We start from the raw sequence: 25,143 nt of genomic DNA, 5'->3' as shown, positions 1-25,143 counted from the left end.
CCCATGAATGCTAAAGTCAGACTGTATGTAGATCACCCCTTGGGGGCAGGGCAAACGGTTCCTCTGGACCGCGACCAGGCGCATTACCTGTTTGGGGTGATGCGGCTGGCCGTTGGTGCGCGGGTGGCACTGTTCAACGGGCGCGACGGGGAATGGCAGGCGGAGGTGGTCGAGGCCGGCAAGCGCGGTGGCGTGCTGGCCTGTGCGGAGCAGTCCAGGCCCTTGCAGCTGCCGCCCGACCTCTGGCTGATCTTTGCCCCGATCAAGAAGGCGCGTACCGATTTCATCGTCGAGAAGGCCGCCGAGATGGGGGCTGCGCGTATCCTGCCGGTGGGAACGGAGTTCACCAATTCCGAGCGCATCCGCCAGGACCGGCTGCAAGCACATGCGGTGGAGGCGGCCGAGCAATGCGGCGGCACCTATGTGCCCGAGGTGACGGAGTTGCAAAAGCTCTCCGCCCTGCTGGATCAGTGGCCCGCCGAGCGGAAGCTGATGTTCTGTGACGAGGCCAAGGTGGGACAGCAGCTGTTCCTGGACAGCGCCGCGGGCGACGCGGCGGCGGGTCCCTGGGCGATCCTCATCGGTCCGGAGGGCGGGTTTTCCGATGCGGAACGCAAACGCCTGCACGTGATGCCGCAGGCCCATGTCGTGAGCCTCGGCCCGCGCATCCTGCGCGCCGATACGGCGGCGGTGGCGGCCATGACCCTCTGGCAACATACCTTAGGCGACTGGTGATGGTCTGGCGTGCGGCAACCGACGCGGATGTGGCGCGCGTCCTGCCGTTTCTGGATGCCCATATCCAGAGCTCGATGTTCCTGTTGGAAAACCTCAGCCTGCATGGGCTGGGTTCGGATCACCCCAACGGGCTGACCCTCTGGGTGCAGGCGCGGGGCAACGGGGTCTTTGGCATCACCAATCGTGGCACCGTTCTGATGCAGATGCCCGCGGCGCGCGCTGCGGATTGGCGCGCCGCGGGAGAGCTGCTTTCCGGTCGCGAGATCCACGGCGTGCTCGGCGATGCACCGCAGGTGCGCGGCTTTGTTGCGGCCAATGATCTTGGCGCACATCCGTGCCAGCTGGACAGCGATGATCCGGGGTTCCTGCTCGATCTTGACGATCTGACGGTGGAGCTGCGCCCGGGGGAAGAGCTGATGTCCGTGCGCGATGCGCCGCGTGCGCTGATGGACGCCTGGCGTATCGCCTATGAGATCGAAGCCGTGCAGGCCCCGCCCGAGGCGGCGCGCATCAAGGGGCCGCAGGATATTGATCAGTTCATCGCCCGCGACAGTCACCGGGTGCTTCTGGTCGATGGCGTTCCGGTGGCGATGAGCGGTTACAACACCACATATGAAGATACGGTCCAGGTGGGCGGGGTCTATACGCCGCCGGACCTGCGCGGGCGGGGCTACGCGCGCCGCGTCGTCGGTCGGCACATGGCCGAATGTCGCGCCCGCGGCGCGCGGCGGGCGGTGCTCTTTGCCGCCAGCGCGGATGCGGCGCGGGCCTATCGCGCCATCGGTTTTCGTCCCGCCGGGACGTTTGCCCTGGTTCTTTTTGCGCAACCTGCGCGTATCGGCGGGGTGCCGAGGGAGGTGACGGAATGAGCTTTATTCGACCCGAAGCCCGCGCCGTGCTGTGGCGCTGGCGCGAAATCCTGGGCGCCTTGCTGTTGCTGGCGCTGGGGCTGCGCTGGGCGCTGGTGGGTGTCGGCGTCACCCAGATCACCGGCTGGGCCTGCGTCACACTGGCGGTGGTGCTCGGGGTTGTCGGGGCACAGCGAATGCGGTTCCGCCGTGGCTCTGACGGGCCGGGGGTGGTGCAGGTGACCGAAGGCCAGATCAGCTATTTCGGGCCGCTCACCGGCGGTGCCGTGGCGCGTTCCGAGATCGAGACGGTGCGGCTCGACCATACGGCGCGGCCCTCGCATTGGGTGCTGGAGCAGCCGGGCCAGCCGCCGCTGGCCATCCCGGTGACCGCCGCCGGGGCAGAGGCCCTGTTTGATGTCTTTGCCAGCCTGCCGGGGTTGAAGACAGAACGCATGCTGAGTGAACTGCATCACAAAGGTCCTCATCAAGTCGTGATATGGCAGCGATCACCAGAGCCGCGCAGCCTGCATCGGCTGCATTGACACTGGCGCGATTTCGCATCACCACTTTAACCCCGGGCCCCGTGCCCTTTGTCAGAAATGCCACGCCTGCCCTTGGCGGCGACCTACGAAGGGGGCCTACCCATGTCCATTCCCCAGTCCGGTGGCGGACCGATTGAAAGCCATGCGCAGCTGGCTGCCTATATGGAGGCGGGCTGCAAGCCGCGCGACGATTGGCGCATCGGCACCGAGCATGAAAAGTTCGGCTACTGCAAGGATACGCTGAAGCCGCTGCCCTATGAGGGAACGCGCTCGATTCGGGCCGTGCTTGAAGGGTTGCGGGATCGCCACGGCTGGGACCCGGTCACCGAGGGGGGCAAGCTGATCGGCCTCACCAAGGATATGGCGAACGTCAGCCTGGAGCCCGGCGGCGCGCTGGAGCTGTCGGGGGCGCCGCTGGAGACCATCCACGAGACCTGCGACGAGGTGAACACCCACCTGCGCGAAGTGAAAGACATCGCCGACGAGATCGGGGTTGGCTTTATCGGTCTTGGCGCGGCGCCGATCTGGCAGCATGACGAGATGCCCCTGATGCCCAAGGGGCGTTACACGCTGATGAACGACTACATGGAGCGCGTTGGCACCATGGGGCGGGCGATGATGCGGCGCACCTGTACCGTGCAGGTGAACCTCGATTTCGCCTCCGAAGCCGACATGGTGCAGAAGCTGCGCGTGGCTCTGGCCTTGCAGCCGGTGGCCACCGCGCTCTTTGCCAACTCTCCCTTCTTTGAGGGCAAGCCCAATGGGCTGAAATCCTGGCGCAGCCACATCTGGCGGCACCTGGATGATGCCCGCACCGGCATGCTGCCTTTCGTGTTTGAGGATGGCATGGGGTTTGAGCGTTACGCGGATTATGCGCTCGATGTGCCGATGTATTTTGTCTACCGCGATGGCAAATATATCGACGCTTTGGGCCAGTCCTTCCGTGATTTCCTCAAGGGCGAGCTGCCGGCGCTGCCGGGCGAGACACCGACGCTGAGCGACTGGGCGGATCACCTGACGACCGCATTCCCAGAGGCGCGGATCAAGAAATACATGGAAATGCGCGGTGCCGACGGTGGTCCGTGGCGGCGTCTGTGCGCCTTGCCGGCGATCTGGGTCGGGCTGATGTATGACCAGACCGCCTTGGACGCGGCTTGGGATCTGGTCAAGGGCTGGGATGCGGAAACCCGCGAGAGCCTGCGGGTTGAGGCCGCGGTCAAGGGATTGCAGGCCGAGGTGGGCTCCATCAAGATGCATGACCTCGCCCGGGAGGTGCTGCGCATTGCCGAGGCCGGATTGCAGGCGCGCGGGCGGCAAGGCGCGGGCGGGCTGGTGCCGGACGAGACCCATTTCCTCAACGCGCTGAAGGAAAGCGTCGAGAGCGGCAAGGTGCCTGCCGACGAACTGCTGGAGCGCTACAATGGCGACTGGAATGGCGATCTGACACAGATCTACGCCGACTACAGCTACTGAGACCCGGCACTGCGCACAGGTTGAAGAACGCAAGGAAGGGGCGCCGCCGAGACGCCCCTTTTTTGTGCCCATGGTGGTCTGGCGGCGCGCCGAGACCTCGGTTTGCGTGGTGAGGTGTCGGGGGTGTTTTTCCCCCTAACCCGCTTCTTGTGAGACGCAAGGCAGCCCCTTAAGAGAGCGCTCGATCTCTCGTTCCCAAAAGGTGTTCATATGGGCAATTTCTTTATCTCTGCATTCGAAAAACTTGTTGGCGTCGTTGTGGTGCTGCTGCTGATCGGCGTGGCCATCGGCGCGGTCTTTGCGTTGGTGGAACCGATGGGTGGCGGTCTTCTGCCGGCGCTTCTGGTGCTGATTGGCGGCTCGCTCTACGTGATCCTGATCGGCGGCTCGCTCTATCTGGCGCTGGGGATCTACAACAACACCAAGCGCACCGCCGAAGCGGTGGAGCGCCTCGTCGCGAAATAAGCACCCTGTTCACCGTTCCCTCCGGTGTCAGCGTGCAAAGAACGGGCGGCAGGATACACCTGCCGCCCGTTTTGCGTTGTCCGTTGTGATGGTGCCGTGTGTGGCGCGGGCAGCCTTACTGAAGCAGCTCCGCCGGATCCGCGTCTTCGATATCTTCCCAGTTCACGTCCGCTTTTTCGATGTAGCCCGGGATGTCGGTGGCCCAGCGTTCCTGAATGTCCTTGGAGAGGTTCAGGTACAGCACGTCGTCAACGATCTTCCACTGATGCGGGTCGCCATCGAATTTGAAGCCCATCGCCGCGCCGAACGCGCAGTAGCCGCCATAGGCCGGCACATAGGCCTCCGGATTGGCTTCGAACAGGGCTTTGTTTTCCTCGGATGCGAACCAGTAGGTCGCTTCGTCATGCGTCGCGGTCAGCTTGTAGCTGCCCTTGTTGGCCTCACCTTCGGTGAAATAGGCAACCGGGTCGAAACCCTGCATCGCAAGGCCGGTGGAGGAGGCGTTTACATCGACGCCCGCCGCAAAGGCGGAGGTTGCCAGCGCCACGGAGAAGGCGAGACCGCCGAAGAGGGATTTGGTCAGGGATGGTGTCTTGGTCATCGGTTTGAACCTTTTGATCTGTCCGGGGCCACGCTGCGCCCGGGGGGAGGGGGTGAATGTGACAGGTGCTCGAAATCCTGCGTGAGTTGGACGGGTCAGTGCCGCCACACCGACGATCTGGGGAGCGGTCTGATCACATGCAAAACAACTCAATTTGTGTGTGCACAGGCGCAAACAGAGCCTGCGCATCCGCGGCAATACAATCCCGTGAGTGCAATGTGAAAAGCCCCGCCGATGAGGGCGGGGCTTTGGAAATCATCGGTGTATATGCAGGGCGTGGTTACTTCTGACCGATCTTTGGCTCGGTCCCCGCCAGCAGTCGCGCGATGTTGTCCTTGTGCCGCCACAGGATCACCAGGGTGAGGATGATCGAGAGCGCAACGGTCGACGGGTAGCCCAGGACCAGACACCAGATCGGGGCCGCTACCGCCGCACAGAGCGCCGCCAGCGACGAAATCCGCCGCAGCAGCGCCAGTGCAAGCCATGTCAGGCAACAGGCGATGCCCACCGGCCAGGCGATCGCCAGCAGGAGGCCGAGGAACGTTGCAACACCCTTGCCGCCCTTGAACCCCAGCCAGACCGGGAAGCAATGCCCGACAAAGGCCAACAGCCCCGCCAGCTGCGCCGCATCCTCGCCCGCCAGAGCTCGCGCCAGCAGCACCGCCGCCGCGCCCTTGCCGCCATCCAGCAGGAGCGTCGCTGCCGCGGCGGCTTTGCTCCCGGTGCGCAGCACATTGGTGGTGCCGATATTGCCAGATCCGATTTCGCGCAGGTTCCCCAGACCAAAGGCCCGCGTGATCACCATGCCAAAGGGAATCGAGCCCAGAAGATAGCCGATCAATCCCCACATCAGGAGCATCGGCACGGCAGTCTCAAACGCAGGCAACATCAGGCTTCCTTCCGATAGACGGGGTCACCCGCCACATAAGTGGCCAATACGCGGCCCTGCATCTGCTGGGTGTCAAACGGCGTGTTCTTGGATTTGGACTGTAGTTTGAAACGGTCCAAAACCAACGGTGCGTCCGGGTCGAACAGCACCAGATCCGCTGGCGCGCCTGCGCTCAGGCGGCCAGACGCAAGGCCAAGCCGTGTTGCGGGGTTCAGCGACATCGCCCGAAACAGCGTCGGCAGGTCCAAAAGCTCCGCATGATAGAGGCGCATCGCCGCCGGCAGCAGTGTTTCCAGCGCCACCGCCCCGGCGGCGGCCTCTTCAAACGGCAGGCGCTTGCTCTCTTCGTCCTGCGGCGTGTGCATCGACGAGATCACGTCAATCAGACCCGTGCGCACGGCCTCGACCACGGCGAGGCGATCCTCTTCGGAGCGCAGCGGCGGCTTCACCTTGAAGAAGGTGCGATAATCGGCCACGTCCAGCTCATTCAGCGTCAGGTGGTGGATCGAGGTGCCCGCCGTGATGTCGATCCCGTTGGCCTTGGCGCGCTCCAGCGCAGGCAGCGCGCGCGCCGTGGTGATCTGATCCGCGTGGTATTTGGCACCGGTCATTTCCAGCAGCGCAATGTCGCGGTCGAGGCCCATCCGCTCCGCCATGGGAGAGACCGACGGCAGCCCGCGGAGCGCTGCGAATTTGCCAGAGGTTGCAGCCGCGCCCGCCGACAGGCCCGGCTCTTGCGGGTGGGCGATCACCAGCGCGCCGCAACTCCTGGCGTAGGTCAGCGCGCGTGACAGCACCTTGGTGCTGGTGACCACATGGTCGCAGTCGGTAAAGGCCACGGCGCCTGCGTCCAGCAAAAAGCCGATCTCGGTCATCTCGCGCCCCTCGCGCCCCTTGGTGAGCGCGGCCATGGGCAACACGTTGACGGGGGCGTCGGCCTGTGCACGGCGGGTGACGAATTCCAGCGTCTCCGGATTGTCGATACAGGGCGAGGTGTCCGGGCGGGTCACGATGGTGGTCACGCCGCCTGCCGCCGCCGCAAGCCCTGCGGATTTATAGCTTTCCTTGTGACGCTCGCCCGGCTCGCAGACCTTGACGCCAATGTCGACGATCCCCGGCGCAAGGCATTTGCCGCCGCAGTCGATCACCTGCACGTCGTCGGCGCGCAGATTGTGATCCGCAAGAAGCGCGGCCGTGTCGCTCTGATCGGAGCGGGCGAGGATCGTGCCGCGGTGCACCAGAAGGCTGCCGGGCGCATCGCTTCCGGCCTCGGGATCGATCAGGCGGGCGTTGATGAAAAGAGTGGTCATGTTTCCGGTGTCTCCATGGTGCTGTCCGCTCCGGCCTGGACCTGTCGCATCAGGCGGAGCACCTCGCGCCCGTTGCTGATCCGTTCAAAGCCCGTTCGTTTGGGATATGCATTTGCGCCCTCACCAATTGTTTCCTCGTGGAACCATATTGTAGAGTATCTGCCTTCCTCGAACTCGATCACGGTATCGCTGTCGATGTCCCAGAAGCGCAAGCTCCGACCGACAAAAGGCAGGTCCGTGGCAATAAATGCGCGGCGGTTGGTCAGGCTGTACCAGGTGCGCCGCCGCGAAAAGGACGGCCAGAACAGGCCGGCGCCAAGCAGGTACAAACCGACCCCAAGCGGGAACAGGCCGGTGATCCCCAGCAACACCCCAAAGGACATCGCGCCCACTGTCCAGAAGGCTCCGAAGCAGGTGACGATCAGCCCGAAAATGGTAAAGGGAATCATGCTCCCGCTCACCACGAAGCCGGGATCGGGGCGCCCCTGCCACAGGACGTGCTCCTCCGCATCCAGAAGACCCTCCCAGCCGCGCGCATCCGTCATCACAGTGCGCCCCTGACGGTGGCGAGGGTGTGGCCCGGATCGGCCTGCTGTCCGGTCAGCTGCGTGTTGCCGGCAAAACCACGGCCCGCTGCGGGGGCGATAAGGCGGGCGTTGCGGAAAAGCGTCGTCAGCAGGCCGGGGCTGTTGCACATGTCAGAGCGGCAGGGTGCGTTCATGTGGCAAGACCCCAGATCAGCAGGCCGATGAGCAGCATCACCACCGCAAACAAGCTCGCCCCGATGCGTCGGGCGCGGTTGCGGGCGTCGCGGGGCGATGTGCGCAGGGACGGCTGGGCCGCGTCGCTGCGGATCGCGCCGGGGGCGGACCAGTCGGTTTTGACCTCGCCGAGACGCGCCACCAACAGGAGGCTGCTGGCCGGGGTCAGCCGGGTCTCCGCCCCATCAAAAGCGCGGGCGCGCAGCACCAGGACCCAGCCGTCGAGGCCATCCAGCGCCATGCCGTGCTGGGAAAGATCGGCCTCGGAGACCCCCATGCCTTCGCGCAGATATCCCAGCAGCCCCAGACCTTCGAGGTCCTCGACGGGGAAGATCTCCGCTTGCGTCATGTCCAGTGCGGGCAGTCCCAACACTTGCGCCAGCGCGCCATCCTCATCGCGCAGGAATTTTGCCTGCTCCACCGGCATGTCGAGGGCAAAGACCAGCACCTGATCGCGGGCACCCTTGGGGATTTCGATCACATCACTCATCGCGCTCAGGATGCCTCGGCCTGCCGGGCGCTGCGCAGGTTGCGCGCCAGCAGATCCATCGCAGCCATGCGCACGGCCACACCCATCTCCACCTGCTCCTGAATGACGGAGCGTTTGATGTCATCGGCGATGGTGCCGTCGATCTCCACACCGCGATTCATCGGGCCGGGGTGCATGACGATGGCGTCGGGCTTGGCCAGCGCCAGCTTTTCGGCATCCAGCCCGTAGCGGTAGAAATATTCGCGTTCCGAGGGGATGAAACCGCCGTCCATACGCTCCTTTTGCAGGCGCAGCATCATGACCACATCGACGTCCTTCAGCCCTTCGCGCATGTCGTCATAGATTTCGGCGCCAAACTCCGCGAATTGCTGCGGCACCAATGTGGGCGGGCCGATCAGGCGGATGCGGTTCTCCATCTTGCCCAGCAGGATCAGGTTCGACCGGGCCACGCGGCTGTGCGCGATGTCGCCGCAGATGGCGATGTTGAGCCGGTGCAGCCGCCCTTTGGCGCGCCGGATCGTCAGCGCGTCCAGCAGGGCCTGGGTCGGGTGCTCGTGGCGGCCATCGCCGGCGTTCAGCACCGCGCAGTTCACCTTTTGCGCCAGGAGATCCACCGCGCCGGAATGCGGATGGCGCACCACCAGCAGATCCGGGTGCATGGCGTTCAGCGTCATGGCGGTGTCGATCAGGGTTTCGCCCTTTTTGATCGAGGACGCCTGCATCGCCATGTTCATCACATCCGCGCAGAGACGCTTGCCCGCCAGTTCAAAACTGGCCTGGGTGCGGGTGGAATTCTCAAAGAACATGTTGATCTGGGTGAGGCCCGCCAGCGCCTCGGAATGTTTCTCGGTCTGCCGGTTCAGCGCCACATAGTCTTCGGCCAGATCCAGAATGGCGGTGATCTCATGTGGCCGGAGCGGCTCGATCCCGAGGAGATGGGGCTGGTCGAAAGAGGGGGGCTGCATGGGCGAACTCCGCGCTGTTTCGGCCCTTATAGGAGGGGGGCACGCATGGGGCAAGCGGTGGGCTACCGGGGCAGGGCGCGAAACGCAGGCGAGGGTGCCCATGTGATGAGGCGTTTTCCTTTGTGCCGCAGGGGGCTACTGTGTCGCTCATGGAATCGGAACTGGATTATTGGAGCGCAAGGGCGCTGTTGGAATGGCAGGTGGAGCTTGGCGCCACCGAGGTCATGATGGACGCGCCCATTGATCGCTTCGGGTTGGAAGACCAGAAACCCAAAGCCGCGCGCGCTGCCGATGCGCCGCCGCCACCGGTGAAGCCAAAGACGATCGACCCCGTGGCGGAGGCGACCAAGGCCGCCCAAGGCGCCGATGCGCTGCCCAGCCTGCGGGCGGCGATGGAGGCCTTTGAGCATTGCGACCTCAAGCGCGGCGCGCGCAACCTGGTGTTTTGTGACGGCCAGGCCGGGGCGCGGGTGATGATCATCGGCGAGGCGCCGGGCCGGGATGAGGATTTGCAGGGCAAGCCCTTTGTCGGGCGGGCCGGGCAGCTGCTGGACAAGATGCTGGCCGCCATCGACCTCAGTCGCGACCAGAATGTCTATATCACCAATGTGCTGCCCTGGCGTCCGCCGCAGAACCGGGACCCGCTGCCGGCGGAAATTGCCATGCTGGTGCCCTTTCTGGAGCGCCATGTGGCGTTGGCGCAACCGGATGTGCTGGTGCTGATGGGCAATATCTCCTGCCAGGCGGTGCTGGGCAAACGGGGCATCACGCGGCTGCGGGGGCAGTGGGAACAGGCCTGGGGCAAGCCGGTGATCCCGATGTTCCACCCCGCCTATCTGCTGCGTCAGGCCCATGCCAAACGCCAGGCCTGGGCCGATCTCCTGGAGTTGCGCGCGCGGCTCAACAGCCTGAACTGATCCCGTCATCAAGGACATCTGCTTATGAAAATCCTCGCGTTTTCCGATCTCCACCTGGTCGAGGAGCTGGCCGTCGATCTGGTGACTGCCAGTGTCGGCGCGGATCTGGTGATCGGCGCGGGGGATTTCTGCAATACACGGCAAGGCCTGCCGCGGGCGATGGAGATGCTGGCCGGGATCGCGGCGCCAATGGTGGTGGTGCCCGGCAATGCCGAAAGCGCCGAGGAGCTGCACGGCTGTGCACTGCCGTTCATGACCGTGCTGCATGGGCAGGCGGCCGACGTCCAGGGGCTCAGGATCTTTGGGCTGGGTGGCGGCATCCCGGAGACCCCCTTTGGCGACTGGTCGTTTGACCTGTCGGAGCGTGCCGCCGCCCGAGAGCTGGCGCAGGTGGGAGAGATCGACATCCTGGTGACCCATTCACCGCCCAAGGGCGCGGGCGACACCACCTCGGCCGGGCTGTCGATCGGCTCTGACAGCATCCGCGCCACCATCGAGGCGACGCAGCCGCGGCTTGCGGTCTATGGCCATGTGCATGATTGCTGGGGCTATCGGGGCCGGATCGGGGGGACGGAGTGCGCCAACCTCGGCCCCACGCCCAACTGGTTCGAGGTGACGCCATGATCGCGCTGTCCACACTTGTGGCCTTTGTTCCGGCGGCGCTGGCGCTCAATATCACGCCGGGGGCGGATATGATGTTCTGCCTCGGTCAGGGGCTGAAATCCGGCCCCCGCCCGGCGATCGCGGCCAGCCTCGGCGTGGCGGCGGGCGGCATGGTGCATGTGGCGCTGGCGGGTCTTGGCGTGGCCGCGGTGGTGGCGACGCAGCCGGCGCTGTTCGACATCATCCGCTGGGTCGGCGTGGCCTATCTGCTCTATCTGGCGTGGGGCGCGATCCGGCATCCGGGCGGAGCCGAAGCGCCGGGGCAGGCAGTGCCCGCCCGCCGCGCCTTTCGTGCCGGGCTGATGGTCAATCTGACCAACCCCAAGGTGATCCTTTTTGTGCTGGCCTTTGTGCCGCAATTCGTCCGTCCCGAGGCCGGATCGGTGCTGGGGCAGTTCCTGGTGTTCGGCGCGATCATCGGGCTTGGGGGCGTGCTGGTGAACGGTGGCGTCGGGGTCTTTGCCGGACGGGCGCGCACGCTGTTCGCCGGCGGCGGGCAGGCGGCGCGCTGGATGAGCCGGATCACAGGTGGTATTTTTGCGGGCCTCGCGCTGCGGCTCGCGCTCTTGGAAAGGGCCTGACAGCCATGTCCCGTATCGACGACAGCACAGATTTCATTCCGGTCCGCATCGCCATCCTGACGGTGTCCGACAGTCGCAGCCTGGCGGAGGATCGCTCCGGTCAGGTGCTGGTCGAGCGGCTGGAAGGCGCCGGCCACATTCTTGCCGACCGCAAGATCCTGCCCGATGAACGCCGCGACATCGCAGACCAACTGCGCCTCTGGTGCGCCGACCCGGAGATCGATGTGGTGATTTCGACCGGCGGCACCGGCCTGACCGGGCGCGATGTAACGGTGGAGGCCCATCGCGATGTCTATGAAAAGGAAATCGATGCCTTTGGCACCGTGTTCACCATTGTTTCGATGCAGAAAATCGGCACCTCCGCCGTGCAGAGCCGCGCAACGGGCGGGGTTGCGCAGGGAACCTATCTCTTTGCGCTGCCCGGCAGCCCGGGCGCCTGCAAGGATGCCTGGGACGAGATTTTGCAAAAACAGCTCGATTATCGGCATCGCCCCTGCAATTTCGTAGAAATTATGCCCAGACTTGACGAACATTTGCGACGGAAATGATCTGCGGTCACGTATAAGCACGTAGACTGTAGGATACGTGCTATATCCATCAGTGGTTCGAGTGTCGGGCATATCATGGCCAGCCGGTCTTTCGGCCAGCCGAAAGGAAAGACGATGCGATTTTTGCGACACAGCGTTGTGGGCTTGTTCCTGCTTGGGCTGACGGCGGCCCTGGTGCTGTTTGCGGTGCAGATGATCCACTCTGCCATCCAGCAGAGCCTGGCAGAGGAACGGATCGCTCCGCCCGCGCGCGAGCGGGTGTTTGCCGTCAATGTGGTGACCGCGCGCCTTGGGCCCGAGCAGCCGGAAATGGTCGGCTTTGGCCATGTCGAAAGCCGCCGCACGCTGGAGTTGCGGGCCGCGGTCTCCGGGCGTGTCGTCACCCTTGCCGAAGCATTTCAGGACGGCGGCGCGGTCACGGCGGGCGATACGCTGGTGCAGATCGACAAGGCGGATGCCCGCGCCGCCCTGGAACGGGCCGAAGCCGACATGATGGACGCCCAGGCCGAGAGCCGCGATGCCAGCCGGGCGCTGGTGCTGGCCCGGGACGAGTTGGAAACCGCACGGATGCAGGCCGAGTTGCAGGAGCGGGCCTATCAGCGTCAGGTCGACCTGAAGGAACGCGGGGTCGGTACCGAAGCGCTGGTGGAGGCGGCGGAACTGACCGCGACCAGCGCCCGCCAGTCGGTTTTGACCCGACGCCAGGCCGTCAGCCAGGCCGAGGCGCGCGTGGATCAGGCCCGCACCCTGGTGGCACGGGCCGAGATCGCGTTGGACGAGGCGCAGCGCGATCTGGAGGACACCACCGTCACCGCGCCGTTCACCGGCACCCTGCAATCCGTCACCCTGGTCGAGGGGCGTCTGGTGTCGGCCAATGAAATCCTTGCCCAACTGGTAGACCCGGATCAGCTGGAAGTGGCGTTCCGGGTATCGACCACGCAATATGCCCGCCTGCTCGATGAGGCGGGGCGCCTGATCCCGGCCGAGGTCACGGTGACGCTGGATGCAGCTGGCGCCGGGATCCGTGCGGCCGGTCAGCTTGCCCGTGCAAGCGGCGCGGTTGGCGATGGTCAGTCGGGGCGTCTGATCTATGCCCGGCTGGACACGGTTGCAGGGTTCAAGCCGGGGGATTTTGTGACCGTCACCGTGCGCGAACCGGTGATCGAGAACCTGGCCCGCCTGCCGGCCTCGGCGATGGATTCGCGCCAGACCGTGCTGGTTCTGGGGACGGATGACCGTCTTGAGGAGCTGCCGGTTCAACTGGTGCGCCGGCAGGGCGATGACATTCTGGTCCGTGGCGCCGGGTTGGCCGGGCGACAGGTGGTGACCGGACGCACGCCGCTGCTGGGGGCGGGCATCAAGGTGCGCCCGCTGACGCAGGGTGCGGAGAATGCGGCTGTCACGTCCGAGCCGGACCTGATCGAACTCACAGAAGAGCGCCGCGCCCGGCTCAAGGCCTTTGTGACCGGCAATGGCGGCATGCCCAGTGCGGTGAAGACCCGCGTGCTGGCGCAGCTGGAACAGGCGCGCGTTCCCGTAAAGCTGGTGACGCGCATCGAACAGAACATGGGCGGCTGACGCCTGCCTTCGGCGCGGGCCCACGTCGTGTCCGCCGCCCGCCCTCCAGGGGGGGCGCCCCGATCAAGCACAGGTGACTTCTCATGGCGATCACACCGACCCAAAAGGCCAGCGGCATCCTGAGCTATTTCACCCGCCATCGCACGGCGGCGAACCTGTTGCTGATGCTGCTGCTGGTGCTTGGCGCCGCCGCGATCCCCAATATGCGGGCGCAGTTCTTTCCGGATGTGATTGTCGAATCCGTTGATGTCTCTGTGATCTGGGAGGGCGCCGGCCCCGAGGACGTCGACAGCGCCATCGTACAGGTGCTGGAACCGGCCCTGCTGGCGGTGGACGGGGTCGAAGAGACCCAGTCGTCCTCGCGCGAGGGGCGCGCGGTGATCGACATCGACTTCGAACCCGGCTGGGACATGGCCCGCGCCACCGATGATGTGCAGAACGCGGTCGATGCGGTCACCACCCTGCCCGAAGACGCCGAAGACCCGGAGGTCGAGCGCGCGATCTGGCGCGATCGCGTCACCGATATCGTCATCACAGGCCCGGTCGGGGCGCAGCAACTGGGGCTGTTGGCGGATGAGCTGATCCTGCGGCTCTTTGAGGTCGGTGTCACCCGCACCACCATTCGCGGTGTCGCCGCCCCCCGCACCATTGTCGAGGTGCCCTCCAGCCAGCTCATTGCCCATGATATTACCATGGCGGAAATTGCGTCGGTGATCGCCGCCGAGGTGGAGATCAACCCGGCGGGCGAGGTCGAGGGCGCAAACGCCCGCGTGCGCACCGGCACCCAGAAACGCACGCCCGAGGAACTGGAGGCGGTTGTCCTGCGCTCCGAGGCGGATGGCTCGGCGCTGACGATTGGCGACGTGGCCACAATCCGGGTCGAGGGCGTGGATCGCCAGCGCAGCTACTTTGTCGGCGACAACCGCGCCATGTCGATCCGGGTGGACCGCTCTGACAAGGGCGACGCGATCAGGATCCAGCGGCAGGTCGAGGACGTCGTGGCCGAGATGAACCTGTCGCTGCCGCAGGGGGTGGAGGTCTCGCTCATCCGCACCCGCGCCGAGGCAATCACCGGGCGGCTCGATATTCTGGTCGACAACGGTCTGATGGGGCTCGGGCTGGTGGTGATCCTGCTGTTTTTGTTCCTCAATGCCCGCATTGCATTCTGGGTGGCTGCTGGCATCCCGGCGGCCATGTTTGCTGCCATTGCGCTGATGTATATCGGTGGGCTGACGATCAACATGATCTCGCTCTTTGGCCTGATTATCACGCTGGGGATCGTGGTGGATGACGCCATCGTGGTGGGCGAACACGCCGATTTCCGCGCCCGTCGCCTGGGCGAGCCGCCAATGGTCGCCGCCGAAAACGCCGCCCGGCGCATGGCGATGCCGGTCTTTGCCGCAACGCTTACAACCGTGATCGCCTTTTTCGGCCTGGTCGCCATCGGCGGGCGGTTTGGCGAGTTGATCGCCGACATTCCCTTTACCGTCATTGCGGTGCTGGCGGCGAGCCTGATGGAGTGTTTCCTGATCCTGCCCAACCATATGGCGCACGCCCTCGCGCACACCAGCGAGCGGCATTGGTATGACGCGCCGAACCGGGTGGTGAACCGGGGCTTTCGCTGGTGCCGGGACCGGTTGTTCCGGCCACTGATGGTGGGTGTGGTGCGGGCGCGTTACGTGGTGGTGGCATGTGCCTTTGTGCTGCTGGCCAGCCAGATGGCGCTGTTCATCAAGGGCGATGTCACCTGGCGCTTCTTCAACGCGCCAGAGCGGGCATCGGTGTCCGGCAATTTTGCCATGGTCGAAGGTGCCACCCGCGCCGACACGCTGGAGCAGATGCGCGAATTTCAGCGCACGGTCGAGGCATTGGGGGCAGAATATGAGGAGCGCTATGGCCGCAATCCGGTCGACTTTGTCATGGCCGAAGTGGGTGGCAACACGGGCCGGGGCCTTGCCGGGACAGAAACCAAGGACAGCGACCTACTCGGCAGTATCGCGATCGAGCTGATCGATGCGGACCTGCGCCCCTATTCGAGCTTTGCCTTTGTGGGCGAGTTGCAGGAGCGCGTGGTGCAATTGCCCCTGACCGAGGTGGTGTCCTTCCGTGGCTGGCGCTCCGGTCCCGGTGGCGATGCGCTGGACGTGCAGTTCTATGGCGCTGATGTCACCACGCTGAAGGCCGCCGCAGAAGATCTGAAAACCGCCCTGACCCGCTATCCAGAGGTTTCGGCGGTGGAAGACAACCTCGCCTATGACAAGGAAGAGCTGGTTCTGGATCTGACACCGCAGGGCCAAGCGCTCAATTTCACGATTGAAAACCTAGGCCAGGCCCTGCGTCGGCGTCTGAACGGGATCGAGGCCGCCACCTACCCGGACGGGCCGCGCTCTGCCCAGATCCGGGTGGAACTCCCTGAAGGGGAGCTGACAGCGGACTTTCTGGAACGCACCCAGATGCGCGCGCCGTCGGGGATTTATGTGCCCCTTGCGGATATCGTGACCGTCAGCCAGCGCACCGGGTTCTCAACCGTCCGGCGCGAAAACGGGGTGCGGCTGATTTCCGTCACCGGCGACATCTCCGAGGATGATCCGGTGCAGGCCGAGGCCATCATCGAGGCGCTGGAAACCGAGATCCTGCCCAAGATCGCCGAGGAACGTCAGATCGAGTTCCGCCTGTCCGGCCTCAGCGAGCAGGAGGACGAGTTCCTCAGCGATGCGCGCACCGGGCTGATCCTGTGTCTCACCGGGATTTATCTGGTGCTGTGCTGGATCTTCTCCAGCTGGACACGTCCGATCGTGGTGATGGCGATCATCCCGTTTGGCCTCGTCGGGACCATCTGGGGCCACCACCTGTGGGAGCTGCCGATGAGCATGTTCACCGTCGTGGGGCTCTTGGGGATGACCGGGATCATCATCAACGATTCCATCGTGCTGGTCTCGACCATTGACGAATACGCGCAGGAGCGCGGGTTGATCCCCTCGATCATAGATGGGGCGGCGGACCGGTTGCGGCCGGTGATGCTGACCACGCTGACCACCGTACTGGGGCTGGCGCCGCTGATGTATGAGACCTCGCAACAGGCGCAGTTTCTGAAACCCACGGTCATCACGCTGGTCTATGGCCTTGGGTTTGGCATGTTCCTCGTGTTGCTGGTGGTGCCGGCGCTGGTCGCAATCCAGGCCGATGTGGCCCGCCCGATCCGGTCGTTGAAACGCGCCCTGGCTGCGGGGTCGCATGCGGGGGCCCGCCGCCTGCGGGGCTTGATGCTGCTGAGCGGTCTGGCACAGGTCGGCTGGATCGCGGTGACCCTTGGCTGGACCATGGCAAACGGCGTGCTGCCCGCAAGCCTTCGGCAGATGCTGCCGGGGCTGGCCGAGGTTGCCCCCATCCGCGCGGCACTGCTGCTGTGTCTGGTCGGGTTGGTTGTGCTGGGCGGGGTGACCTATGTGATCGGCGCGATGGGCGCGGCGCGGGGCACATCGCGCCAGGACGCCTGAGCCAGTCGCGCCAGATCCGCCACCCGGTCCAACAGCTCAAGGCCCAGATCCTCGATCCGCGCAACCGGGACCCATCGGGCCTCCAGCGCATCATCATCGGGCACCGGCTGGCCGGAGACATAATGGCACAGCGTCGCGACAAGGAAATACTGCCCGCCCACCGAGCCATCCGCATTGCGCGGGATCACGTCGAGCGTCATCAGCTGCGCGCCGGGGGCCGCGACAACACCGGTTTCCTCGCACAATTCGCGTGCGGCGGCCTCGGCGGCGGTTTCACCCAGCTCCACATGACCACCGGGAAACCCCCATGTACCCGCATTGGGTGGGTTCTTGCGCTTCACAAGGATCACGCAATCCTCGCCCTCGATATGGGCGCAGACCACCCCGAGGGCACCAAGGATCGGTCGGCGCGGCGGGGCCGGGGCTGGATCGGTCATCAGGGGCAGGCCTTCTGTCGACACAAAGGGCGCGGCGATGACAGGGAGCAGCGTGACGATGGGCCCTTAGCCCGACGTGCAGCCCCGGATGTCCACCGCATGCGATGTGCCCAGCACCGTAAAGCGCAGGGCGGAGCGGTCAACCGCAACCGGGCCATTTGCGGCAGGCAAAAGCTCGGCCTCGGCGACCAACTCGCGGCCCTCGCGCCAGGATTTGGTCTCCGTCGCGATCAGAGTGCCGTCGCCTTCGATCACGGCGTATTCCTCGCCGCCGGCGGAGGGCATCGCGATGCGGGCGGAGACTTTCAGCCCGTAGGGCGTGGGCGACAGGCGGCAGGTCACCGCCCGCACCTGCGCCTCGCTGGCGGAGTAGGGCCGTGCCGCGAGCGCGGCCGCGATGGCCGGGTGGCGTCCGGCCGTCAGGTCGGCGCGATGGTCAAAGCGCAGCTCGGAGGGGATGCAGACATCCTTGCACAGCCCCAGTTCCATCCGGCCCTTGATGCGGATCGGCTGGCCTGGTGTCTTGGGGGTGATCTCGATCGGCAGCACCAGCTCGTCGTGATAGCCGATGGTGCGCATGCCCGAGGTCAGAAACACCTCCGGGGTGGGCCAGGTGATGCGCAGATCGGCGATATTGCGCGATCCGTGCCAATTGAACTGCGGCGGGATGCCGGCATCGCCCGGCGCGCGCCAGTAGGTTTTCCACCCCTCTGCGAGGCGCAGATGCAATGCTCCCATGTAGCGCCCGTCGGCAGAGGGGCCGCCATCGAGCACATCGATGGACACGAGGTCAGCCATGTCCTGCTGCGCGGCAACGGGGGCCACGGCCGCGGTCAGGGCAGCCCAGGCAAGCAGGAGGATCGCAAGGCGGGTACGCCAGGAAGGATGCAAGGTCATGCCCAGAGCTATTGCCTCCGGGCACCGTCAAAGCCAAGTCACATCCCGGAGAGCGCTTGGGGAAGTAACTCAAACGTGACAGTTCCGGGGTGTTTATGACCAAGGGGGGCAGGGTTGCATGTGGCGCGCCTGCGCGTCATGCTGGGTCCAAAGGCCACGCGCCGCAACAGAGGCAGTCACATGGAACTGACAGGTAAGTTGCTGATCGCCATGCCGGGAATCGGGGATCCCCGATTTGACAACTCGGTGGTGTTTCTGTGTTCGCACGGGGATGAAGGGGCGATGGGGCTGATTATCAACAAGCTCGCCCCCGGCGTGGAACTCAGGACGCTGTTCGACCAGCTGGAGATCGAGACCAAACCGACGCCCGGGCGCGCGCCGGTCTATTTCGGGGGGCCGGTGGAGACCCAGCGCGGATTTGTCCTGCATTCGGATGAATATATCTCGACCGTGAACTCGCTGCCGGTGAAGCCCGGGTTTTCGATGACGGCCACGCTGGATGTGCTGGAAGAAATCGCCGAGGGGCGCGGGCCGGAGCAGTTTCTGGTGATGCTGGGCTATGCAGGATGGGGGCCCGGGCAGCTGGAGGATGAGATTGCCCAGAACGGCTGGCTGACGGCGGAGGCCGAGCCGGAAATGATCTTTACCGATACGGCGGATGAAAAATGGGAGGCGGCGCTGGCCAGCATCGGTGTGACGCCGTTGAACCTGTCGATGGATGCCGGTCACGCCTGATCCGTCAGGGTCAGCGGGGCAGGGGCGGCGAGACGGGGGCGCTCCCGCCCGTCGGGCGGCATTGGACATGCCGTCCTCCCGTTGGGCCCGGCGCCGCTGACGCGGCGCGGGTTCGGTCGCATCTGGCGCGCGACTGAGCGCGCGTCTGGGTCTTGGGCAGATCAGTGGTTGCGGGGCCTTGCCGCAGGGAGCTCCGGCACCAACGCGTGTCAGCGCGGGGCGGCAGCGCGCCGCAAGCGGTCATTGATGGCAACGCCCAGTCCCTGTTCGGGGATCGGCGCTACCGCAATGGGCCTGGCTCGCGCATCCAGCGCATGCAGATGGCCAAAAAGATTGGCTGCGGCCTCGCGCAGGTCGCCCGTAGCCGACAGGTTGAGGTCGCATTGACCGGCGCCAAACCCAAGCGAAAGTTCGCCGGGCTCAAACCGTGTCGCGTTCAGGCGCACGCTGGCTTTGGGCGCGTAGTGGGACAGGAGTTGCCCCGGCGCGGTCAGCGGGTCGCTGCTGTCGCGTTCGGCAATCGCATGCCCCAGCGTCGCCTCGATCTCTTCGGCAGACAGCCCGCCGGGGCGCAGCAGGACGGGCACATCGCCGGCCAGTCCGAGGATCGTGGATTCCACCCCCACCGTACAGGGGCCGTCGTCGAGGATCGCCGCGATGCTGCCGCCAAGCCCCGCCTCCACATGCGCTGCGGTGGTCGGGCTGATCCGCCCGGAGGGGTTGGCAGAGGGCGCGGCCACCGGCCCGCCGACCGCCGCCAGCAACGCCCGAGCGCAGGCCTTGGCGGGCACGCGCACCGCCAGCGTGTCGAGCCCTGCCGTCACCAGCGGTGACACGCCATGGCCGGATCGCAGCGGCAGGACCAACGTCAGGGGGCCGGGCCAGTGCGCCGCTGCCATGGCCTCGGCCATGTCATTCCACTCGACCAGCGCGCGCGCCGATGCCACATCCGCCACATGCGCGATCAGCGGGTTGAACGCCGGCCGCCCCTTGGTGGCGTAGATCCCGGCCACCGCGGTGCCATTGCGCGCATCCGCACCCAGCCCGTAAACCGTCTCGGTCGGAAAGGCGACCAGCGCGCCGGCCTGCAACAATTCCGCCGCACGGGCGATCCCGGCGGGCGCGGCATCCAGCGCTTCGGTCTTGATCGGGCTTTGGGTCATCGGCGCAACTCTTGGGGTAGATCCATTCATTGGCCGTTCCGTCACTTTGCCCGATGACGCCGCGTTTTGATTGCGTGCGGTGCGGGGCAGTTTACGACATGGGCCAAGGCACAGTAAATAACGGCTATGGGCGCGGTTGCCAAGCGGCGCAGGCCCGCATGGCGCACGCCACGCCGCCCCGATGAGAAGAGGTCCCTCAGATGAGCTATCGCGCCCCCGTTTCCGAATATCAGTTCCTGTTGTCCGAGATCCTCGGCTTTGATCGCATCACCGCGACCGAGCGCTTTGCCGATGCGGATGCAGATGTCGCCAGCGCCATCCTGACCGAAGCCGCCAAGATGTGCGATGCGGTCATGGCGCCCCTGCAACGCGCCGGCGACCTGGAACCGGCGCGGCTGGAAAACGGCGTCCTGCGCACCTCGCCGGGGTTTGGTGACGGCTACAAGGCCATCGCCGAGGGCGGCTGGATCGGGATGAGCGCGGACCCCGAATATGGCGGCATGGGGTTGCCGATGTCGCTGACCACCGCAGTCAATGAGATGATGTCGGGCGCGTGCCTCAGCCTGCAACTGGCCCCGCTGATGAGCCAGGGCCAGATCGAGGCGCTGGAGCATCATGCCTCTGATGCGCTGAAGGATCTCTATCTGCCCAAGCTGATCTCTGGCGAATGGTCGGGGACCATGAACCTCACTGAGCCGCAGGCGGGGTCTGACGTGGGGGCGCTGTCGTCAAAAGCAGAAGACAACGGCGATGGCACCTATGCGGTCTCCGGCCAGAAGATCTATATCTCCTGGGGTGACAATGACTTTACCGAGAACGTCTGCCATCTGGTGCTGGCACGGCTGCCGGATGGGGTGCCCGGAACAAAGGGTATCTCGCTCTTTCTGGTGCCCAAATACCTGCCAGACGAGAACGGCAACCCGGGCAAGGCCAACAGCCTCAAGGTGGTCAGTCTTGAGCATAAGATGGGCCTGCATGGCTCCCCCACCTGTGTGATGCAATACGACGGCGCTACTGGCTGGCTTGTGGGCAAGGAGCATGGCGGCATGGCGGCGATGTTCACGATGATGAACAACGCCCGTCTCGGTGTGGGCGGTCAGGGTGTTGGCGCAGCCGAAGGGGCCTATCAGCACGCGCTGGCCTATGCACTGGAGCGCAAACAGGGCAAGACCCCGGTAGAGGGCGGCACGGGAACCATCGTGGACCACGCCGATGTGCGCCGGATGCTGATGGAGATGAAGGCCGATGTCTATGCATCGCGCGCGATCATGCTGGCCTGTGCGGGGGCCATCGATATGGGCACCGCCACAGGGGATGCCGAATGGAAAACCCGCGCGGCTTTCCTGACACCCATTGCCAAGGCCTTTGGCACGGAGACCGGCATCCGCGTGTCCGAGCAGGGCGTGCAGGTGCATGGTGGTATGGGTTTCATTGAGGAAACAGGTGCGGCGCAGTTCTACCGCGATGTGCGGGTCACGGCGATCTATGAGGGCACCAATGGCATTCAGGCCATGGACCTTGTGGCGCGGAAGATGATGGACGGCGGCGAGATGGCGCATCGCTTGATCGACGAGATCGAAGAACAGGCCGAGCGCGCCCGCCCCACCCATCCCAATATGGCCGAGGCCGTCTGGCAGGCCTGCGAAACCCTGCGCGAAGCCACCGAATGGCTGGTCGACGCAGATATGCAGGACCGCTTTGCCGGGGCTGTGCCCTACCTGATGGCCTTCGCCCGCGTTTTGGGCGGGCACTATCACCTTGCGGCGGCCTTGGCGGACAAAGGCGGTGCGCGTGAGAAACTGGCGCGGTTTTACATCAAGCGGATGCTGCCCCAGCACGCAGCCTATCTGATCCACGCCCGTGAAGGCGCTGCGGGGGCCTTTGCCCTCACCGCAGAAGAGCTGGCAAGCTGATGGTTTCCGTCGCCGACGTGGCCCCCCGCACTCCGTGGGAAGAGCCGCCCGCACAGGGCGAGGCGATTGAGGTCGCCGAGGGCGTTCTCTGGATGCGCCTGCCGCTGCCGATGAAACTCGATCACGTCAATGTCTACGCCTTCGACGAGGGAGACAGCTGGACGGTGGTGGATACTGGCATGTCCTCAAACAAGACCCGCCGCATCTGGGAGCAGTTGATGGCGGGGCCTCTGGGCGGCAAACCCGTGCGCCGGGTGGTGGTGACTCATCATCACCCCGATCATATCGGCAATGCGGGCTGGTTTCAGTCCGAACACGGCGCGGAGCTGGTCACCACCCGCACGGCCTGGCTGTTTGCCCGGATGCTGACGCTGGATGTGCAGGAGGAATGGCCTGCGGAAACACTGGCCTATTATCGCAGCGCCGGCATGGACCCGGAGACCTACGCGACGCGCAAGGCCGACCGGCCCTTTAACTTCTCCGACACAGTCTACCCGATGCCGCTGGGCTTCACCCGCGTGCAGCAGGGCGATGTGTTTCGCATGGGTGGGCGCGACTGGGACGTGCATATGGGCAATGGCCACGCGCCGGAGCACGCAACCTTCTGGAGCCGGGACGATAACCTCGTGCTGACCGGCGATCAGGTGCTGTCCTCCATCAGCCCCAATATCGGCGTCTATGCGACTGAGCCCGAGGCCGATCCGCTGGCGGAATGGCTGGAGGCTTGCGAGCGACTGGCGGCATTGGCGCGCCCCGAGCATCTGGCGCTGGGCGGGCACAAGCTGCCGTTTACCCGGCTGCCGCTCCGGATGCGGCAATTGATCGACAATCACCACGGCGCGCTGGACCGGTTGCTGGATCACCTGGACAGTCCCAAAAGCGCCGCCGAGTGCTTTCCTCCGCTCTTCAAACGCACCATTGGACCGGGCGAATACGGCCTCGCGCTGGTCGAGGCGGTGGCCCATGTCAATCATCTCTACCGCACCGGCCAGGTCTCGCGCACACGGCGCGATGATGAGGCTTGGGTTTACCAACGGCGCTAAGCCTGCCACCTTGGGTGAAATATCGACGACCCAAGGACTTTTCCAATGGATGACAAGATTTCCACCAGCGCCGAGGCGGCAGAGGCGGCGGCGCTGCCCTGCCATCGCGAGGTGCATACGGATCCCGATGCGCCCGCGGCGTTGAAGGATGTGCCGGCCCCGATGCAGAAGGTGCCCGCGCCAGAGCAAAAGAGCCCGGCGCGCTGGGCCTATGAACGGCTGATCCTCTACATCCAGAACTTTGAGAAAACGCTGGATGGCGAGCATGAGGTGGCGATGGGGTTTGCCGGCGGCGATGCCGGGGTGCTGCGGATCGAGGGCATGGGGCATTTTGACCCGGACATCGTGACCTTCTACGGCAGCGATTCGCGTGGCGCCCGAACGCAGCTGGTGCAGCATGTGAGCCAGCTGAACGTGATCCTGCGGGCGATGCCCAAGCCCAAACCGGAAGAACCAGCCAAGCGGATCGGGTTTCGTCTGGTGGCGGAGCTGGAAGACCAGGCCTGATGGGATGAGCCCGGGCTGGACGATCTGGGCGGCCCGTTCCATTCGGTCATTGAGGGATTGCGCTTTGCTTTGCAAATCGCCGGGGGGCAGGGGCGGCGCCTTCGGCGCCGCCCCTGCCGGGCCCAACGCTTTTGCGGGAGGCTCTGCCTCATGCACAAAGGGGCGGGAGTTGCCCCTCGCCGCCATGGTTTTGACGAGGCGCTAGGTCTGCGGTTGGTTGCCGCAGTGGTTTTGAAACAAGTCCGGTGCGTGGGGTGGTGACAGCCGTTTTGAAATCCAGTATCACCACGTGCAACAGGAAGATGCGAACAGGACTTCACAGTTATGGCTGAACACAAGCACGGCACCATGGATACCACCGTTCAAGAACAGACCTACGCGGGCTTCATGACCTTCGTCACGCGTTTCTGCATTGCGCTGGTTGTTTTTGCCCTGTTCCTGGCGATCTTCGCAACCTGAGTTCTGCTCGTCTGACTAGCCCCCCATCTCGCCGCGACATTCAGGAGCACCGTCCGATGCGCAAGCCGATCCTGATCCTTGCGCTCTGCGCGGCACTTGCCGGATGCGCGGCGCCCCAACGTCCGGACGCTGATCCCGACACGATCGCAGCGGTGCGGTATCGGGATGCGGGCGGGCCGTCGATGACGCTGATCACGGTGGTGAACAACCGGACCGGCCAGGGCGGACACACGGCGCTGATGGTGAATGCCTCCGAACGTGTGATCTTTGATCCGGCCGGCTCGTTCTACGCCGATGTTGTGCCGGAGCGTCAGGACGTGCTGTTTGGCATCTCCCCGCGCGTGTTTCAGGCCTATCGCAGCGCCCATGCGCGCGAGACCTTTCACGTGGTGACGCAGGAGGTCGCGCTGACGCCCGCGCAGGCTCAGACGGCCTATCAGCTGGTCACCACCAATGGCCGCGTCCCGGGTGCGTTCTGCGCCAACGCGACCTCGTCGATCCTGCGCCAGATCCCGGGCTTCGAGGGCATCGACGTGACCTATTATCCGGTGAAACTCCAGGAACAATTCGCGCTGTTTCCCGGTGTCGAGACCGACAAATACTATGAAAACGACAGCGAGGATCTCTCTGCGGGTCTGGAGGCGGGCAATGCCAGCCTGAACGCAGATACCGGCAGCTGATGGGGCGCCTGTGCCTCTGAGCCAGAGAACCTAAGGCCCGCCTGTCCAAAAGCGCCGTTTGCAGGGCTGCAAGACGGCCCTTGAGCGCTCCGGCGGGCTCAGCCGGTGAGATACATCAGCACCCACAGGCTGCAGGCACCGGACACCATCGCCAGAAGCACGTTCTTTGTTAGCGCCGCAATTGCAAAGGTGAGCGCGGCAGCTGCGAAGTGGATCAAGCTCGGCGTGCCCCCGGTCGGGGCCGGCCAGACCACCAGCGGCGCCACCAGCGCCGGGATGATCGCCACCGCCGTATAGCGCAGGTGCCGCATCAGCCAGGCGGGCATCGCGCGATTGCCGACGAGCCCAATAAAGGCAAAGCGCAGGGCATAAGAGCCCACCGCCAATCCGGCAATGACAATCCAGAGCGTGCTGCGATCAAAGCTCATTTCGGGCCCACCCAT

Annotated in this window: 28 protein-coding genes; 17 read left to right on the top strand and 11 right to left on the bottom strand. The window is 65.1% G+C overall.

The features are described from left to right. The first annotated feature begins 3 nt into the window (after positions 1-3). The 5 genes from MHM88_RS04665 (at position 4) to MHM88_RS04645 (ending at position 4,066) form a co-directional block, all read left to right on the top strand. Entirely contained in the window at positions 4-735 is a 732-nt protein-coding gene (locus tag MHM88_RS04665; RefSeq protein ID WP_239360578.1) for a 16S rRNA (uracil(1498)-N(3))-methyltransferase, read from the top strand. Next, positions 735-1,604: a GNAT family N-acetyltransferase gene (locus MHM88_RS04660; RefSeq protein WP_239360575.1), complete on the top strand. Its 870-nt coding sequence runs from the start codon at positions 735-737 to the stop codon at positions 1,602-1,604. The genes MHM88_RS04665 and MHM88_RS04660 overlap by 1 nt, the downstream gene beginning before the upstream one ends. Continuing rightward, positions 1,601-2,128: a hypothetical protein gene (locus MHM88_RS04655; protein ID WP_239318671.1), complete on the top strand. Its 528-nt coding sequence runs from the start codon at positions 1,601-1,603 to the stop codon at positions 2,126-2,128. Before MHM88_RS04660 ends, MHM88_RS04655 begins: the two co-directional genes overlap by 4 nt. Positions 2,129-2,230: 102 nt before the next feature. Continuing rightward, entirely contained in the window at positions 2,231-3,601 is a 1,371-nt protein-coding gene (locus MHM88_RS04650; RefSeq protein ID WP_239360571.1) for a glutamate--cysteine ligase, read from the top strand. A 210-nt stretch (positions 3,602-3,811) separates the two neighbouring features. After that, a complete protein-coding gene (locus MHM88_RS04645; protein ID WP_239360569.1) occupies positions 3,812-4,066 on the top strand; it encodes a hypothetical protein in 255 nt (84 codons plus the stop codon). A 115-nt stretch (positions 4,067-4,181) separates the two neighbouring features. Here the strand turns inward: MHM88_RS04645 and MHM88_RS04640 are convergent, their stop codons facing one another. From MHM88_RS04640 to MHM88_RS04610, 7 genes are all read right to left on the bottom strand, one after another. Beyond that, positions 4,182-4,667, bottom strand: a complete 486-nt coding sequence (locus tag MHM88_RS04640; RefSeq protein WP_239360567.1) for a YHS domain-containing (seleno)protein — start codon at positions 4,665-4,667, stop codon at positions 4,182-4,184. Positions 4,668-4,947: 280 nt separating this feature from the next. Next, positions 4,948-5,556, bottom strand: coding sequence for a glycerol-3-phosphate 1-O-acyltransferase PlsY (gene plsY / locus MHM88_RS04635; RefSeq protein ID WP_239360565.1), 609 nt, complete (start codon positions 5,554-5,556; stop codon positions 4,948-4,950). Further along, positions 5,556-6,866: a dihydroorotase gene (pyrC, locus tag MHM88_RS04630; protein ID WP_239360563.1), complete on the bottom strand. Its 1,311-nt coding sequence runs from the start codon at positions 6,864-6,866 to the stop codon at positions 5,556-5,558. Before pyrC ends, plsY begins: the two co-directional genes overlap by 1 nt. Beyond that, the gene (locus MHM88_RS04625; RefSeq protein ID WP_239360561.1) at positions 6,863-7,411 is read right to left on the bottom strand and encodes an aspartate carbamoyltransferase catalytic subunit; all 549 of its coding nucleotides are present in this window, start codon (positions 7,409-7,411) and stop codon (positions 6,863-6,865) included. Before MHM88_RS04625 ends, pyrC begins: the two co-directional genes overlap by 4 nt. Beyond that, positions 7,411-7,587, bottom strand: a complete 177-nt coding sequence (locus MHM88_RS04620) for a hypothetical protein (RefSeq protein ID WP_239360559.1) — start codon at positions 7,585-7,587, stop codon at positions 7,411-7,413. The genes MHM88_RS04625 and MHM88_RS04620 overlap by 1 nt, the downstream gene beginning before the upstream one ends. Continuing rightward, a complete protein-coding gene (locus MHM88_RS04615; protein WP_239360557.1) occupies positions 7,584-8,117 on the bottom strand; it encodes a hypothetical protein in 534 nt (177 codons plus the stop codon). The genes MHM88_RS04620 and MHM88_RS04615 overlap by 4 nt, the downstream gene beginning before the upstream one ends. Positions 8,118-8,122: 5 nt before the next feature. Continuing rightward, a complete protein-coding gene (locus tag MHM88_RS04610) occupies positions 8,123-9,082 on the bottom strand; it encodes an aspartate carbamoyltransferase catalytic subunit (RefSeq protein WP_239360555.1) in 960 nt (319 codons plus the stop codon). Positions 9,083-9,231: 149 nt separating this feature from the next. On the opposite strand from MHM88_RS04610, the gene MHM88_RS04605 reads away from it, so the two are divergent. From MHM88_RS04605 to MHM88_RS04580, 6 genes are all read left to right on the top strand, one after another. Then, complete coding sequence (locus MHM88_RS04605) at positions 9,232-9,999, top strand: uracil-DNA glycosylase family protein (RefSeq protein WP_239361159.1); 768 nt, start codon at positions 9,232-9,234, stop codon at positions 9,997-9,999. A 24-nt stretch (positions 10,000-10,023) separates the two neighbouring features. Further along, positions 10,024-10,623: a metallophosphoesterase gene (locus MHM88_RS04600; RefSeq protein ID WP_239318682.1), complete on the top strand. Its 600-nt coding sequence runs from the start codon at positions 10,024-10,026 to the stop codon at positions 10,621-10,623. Continuing rightward, on the top strand, positions 10,620-11,243 hold the full coding sequence (locus MHM88_RS04595; RefSeq protein ID WP_239360553.1) for a LysE family translocator: 624 nt from the start codon (positions 10,620-10,622) through the stop codon (positions 11,241-11,243). Before MHM88_RS04600 ends, MHM88_RS04595 begins: the two co-directional genes overlap by 4 nt. 5 nt (positions 11,244-11,248) lie before the next feature. Beyond that, a complete protein-coding gene (gene moaB / locus MHM88_RS04590; RefSeq protein ID WP_239360550.1) occupies positions 11,249-11,791 on the top strand; it encodes a molybdenum cofactor biosynthesis protein B in 543 nt (180 codons plus the stop codon). A 114-nt stretch (positions 11,792-11,905) separates the two neighbouring features. After that, on the top strand, positions 11,906-13,369 hold the full coding sequence (locus MHM88_RS04585; protein ID WP_239360548.1) for an efflux RND transporter periplasmic adaptor subunit: 1,464 nt from the start codon (positions 11,906-11,908) through the stop codon (positions 13,367-13,369). A gap of 83 nt (positions 13,370-13,452) precedes the next feature. After that, positions 13,453-16,866, top strand: coding sequence for an efflux RND transporter permease subunit (locus MHM88_RS04580; protein WP_239360546.1), 3,414 nt, complete (start codon positions 13,453-13,455; stop codon positions 16,864-16,866). Here MHM88_RS04580 and MHM88_RS04575 read toward each other — a convergent pair. Beyond that, complete coding sequence (locus tag MHM88_RS04575) at positions 16,812-17,303, bottom strand: NUDIX hydrolase (RefSeq protein ID WP_239360544.1); 492 nt, start codon at positions 17,301-17,303, stop codon at positions 16,812-16,814. The two genes, MHM88_RS04580 and MHM88_RS04575, sit on opposite strands and share 55 nt — an antisense overlap. A 66-nt stretch (positions 17,304-17,369) precedes the next feature. Further along, positions 17,370-18,200: a protein-disulfide reductase DsbD domain-containing protein gene (locus MHM88_RS04570; RefSeq protein WP_239360542.1), complete on the bottom strand. Its 831-nt coding sequence runs from the start codon at positions 18,198-18,200 to the stop codon at positions 17,370-17,372. A 180-nt stretch (positions 18,201-18,380) separates the two neighbouring features. Between MHM88_RS04570 and MHM88_RS04565 the strand changes: the two genes are divergently transcribed. After that, positions 18,381-18,935 carry a YqgE/AlgH family protein gene (locus MHM88_RS04565; protein ID WP_239360540.1) on the top strand — a complete coding sequence of 185 codons (555 nt, stop codon included), beginning with the start codon at positions 18,381-18,383 and terminating at the stop codon, positions 18,933-18,935. 209 nt (positions 18,936-19,144) lie between these two features. Here the strand turns inward: MHM88_RS04565 and MHM88_RS04560 are convergent, their stop codons facing one another. Then, positions 19,145-20,098, bottom strand: a complete 954-nt coding sequence (locus MHM88_RS04560; RefSeq protein ID WP_239360538.1) for an L-threonylcarbamoyladenylate synthase — start codon at positions 20,096-20,098, stop codon at positions 19,145-19,147. Positions 20,099-20,298: 200 nt separating this feature from the next. Between MHM88_RS04560 and MHM88_RS04555 the strand changes: the two genes are divergently transcribed. From MHM88_RS04555 to MHM88_RS04535, 5 genes are all read left to right on the top strand, one after another. Then, complete coding sequence (locus MHM88_RS04555) at positions 20,299-22,011, top strand: acyl-CoA dehydrogenase (RefSeq protein ID WP_239360536.1); 1,713 nt, start codon at positions 20,299-20,301, stop codon at positions 22,009-22,011. Then, positions 22,011-23,054 carry an MBL fold metallo-hydrolase gene (locus MHM88_RS04550; protein WP_239360534.1) on the top strand — a complete coding sequence of 348 codons (1,044 nt, stop codon included), beginning with the start codon at positions 22,011-22,013 and terminating at the stop codon, positions 23,052-23,054. Before MHM88_RS04555 ends, MHM88_RS04550 begins: the two co-directional genes overlap by 1 nt. Before the next feature lie 45 nt (positions 23,055-23,099). Next, positions 23,100-23,561, top strand: coding sequence for a DUF6173 family protein (locus MHM88_RS04545; protein WP_239360532.1), 462 nt, complete (start codon positions 23,100-23,102; stop codon positions 23,559-23,561). Between the two features lie 324 nt (positions 23,562-23,885). Then, positions 23,886-24,020: an aa3-type cytochrome c oxidase subunit IV gene (locus MHM88_RS04540; RefSeq protein WP_239318702.1), complete on the top strand. Its 135-nt coding sequence runs from the start codon at positions 23,886-23,888 to the stop codon at positions 24,018-24,020. A gap of 56 nt (positions 24,021-24,076) precedes the next feature. Next, the gene (locus MHM88_RS04535; RefSeq protein ID WP_239360529.1) at positions 24,077-24,700 is read left to right on the top strand and encodes a hypothetical protein; all 624 of its coding nucleotides are present in this window, start codon (positions 24,077-24,079) and stop codon (positions 24,698-24,700) included. A gap of 98 nt (positions 24,701-24,798) precedes the next feature. Here MHM88_RS04535 and MHM88_RS04530 read toward each other — a convergent pair whose 3' ends face one another. Further along, the gene (locus tag MHM88_RS04530; RefSeq protein ID WP_239360527.1) at positions 24,799-25,143 is read right to left on the bottom strand and encodes an AzlD domain-containing protein; all 345 of its coding nucleotides are present in this window, start codon (positions 25,141-25,143) and stop codon (positions 24,799-24,801) included.

The sequence above is a fragment of the Epibacterium sp. MM17-32 genome, assembly GCF_022348205.1.
GTDB lineage: Bacteria > Pseudomonadota > Alphaproteobacteria > Rhodobacterales > Rhodobacteraceae > Epibacterium.
Note: the sequence above shows the minus strand (reverse complement) of the source record. Positions and strands in the feature narration are given on the sequence as shown.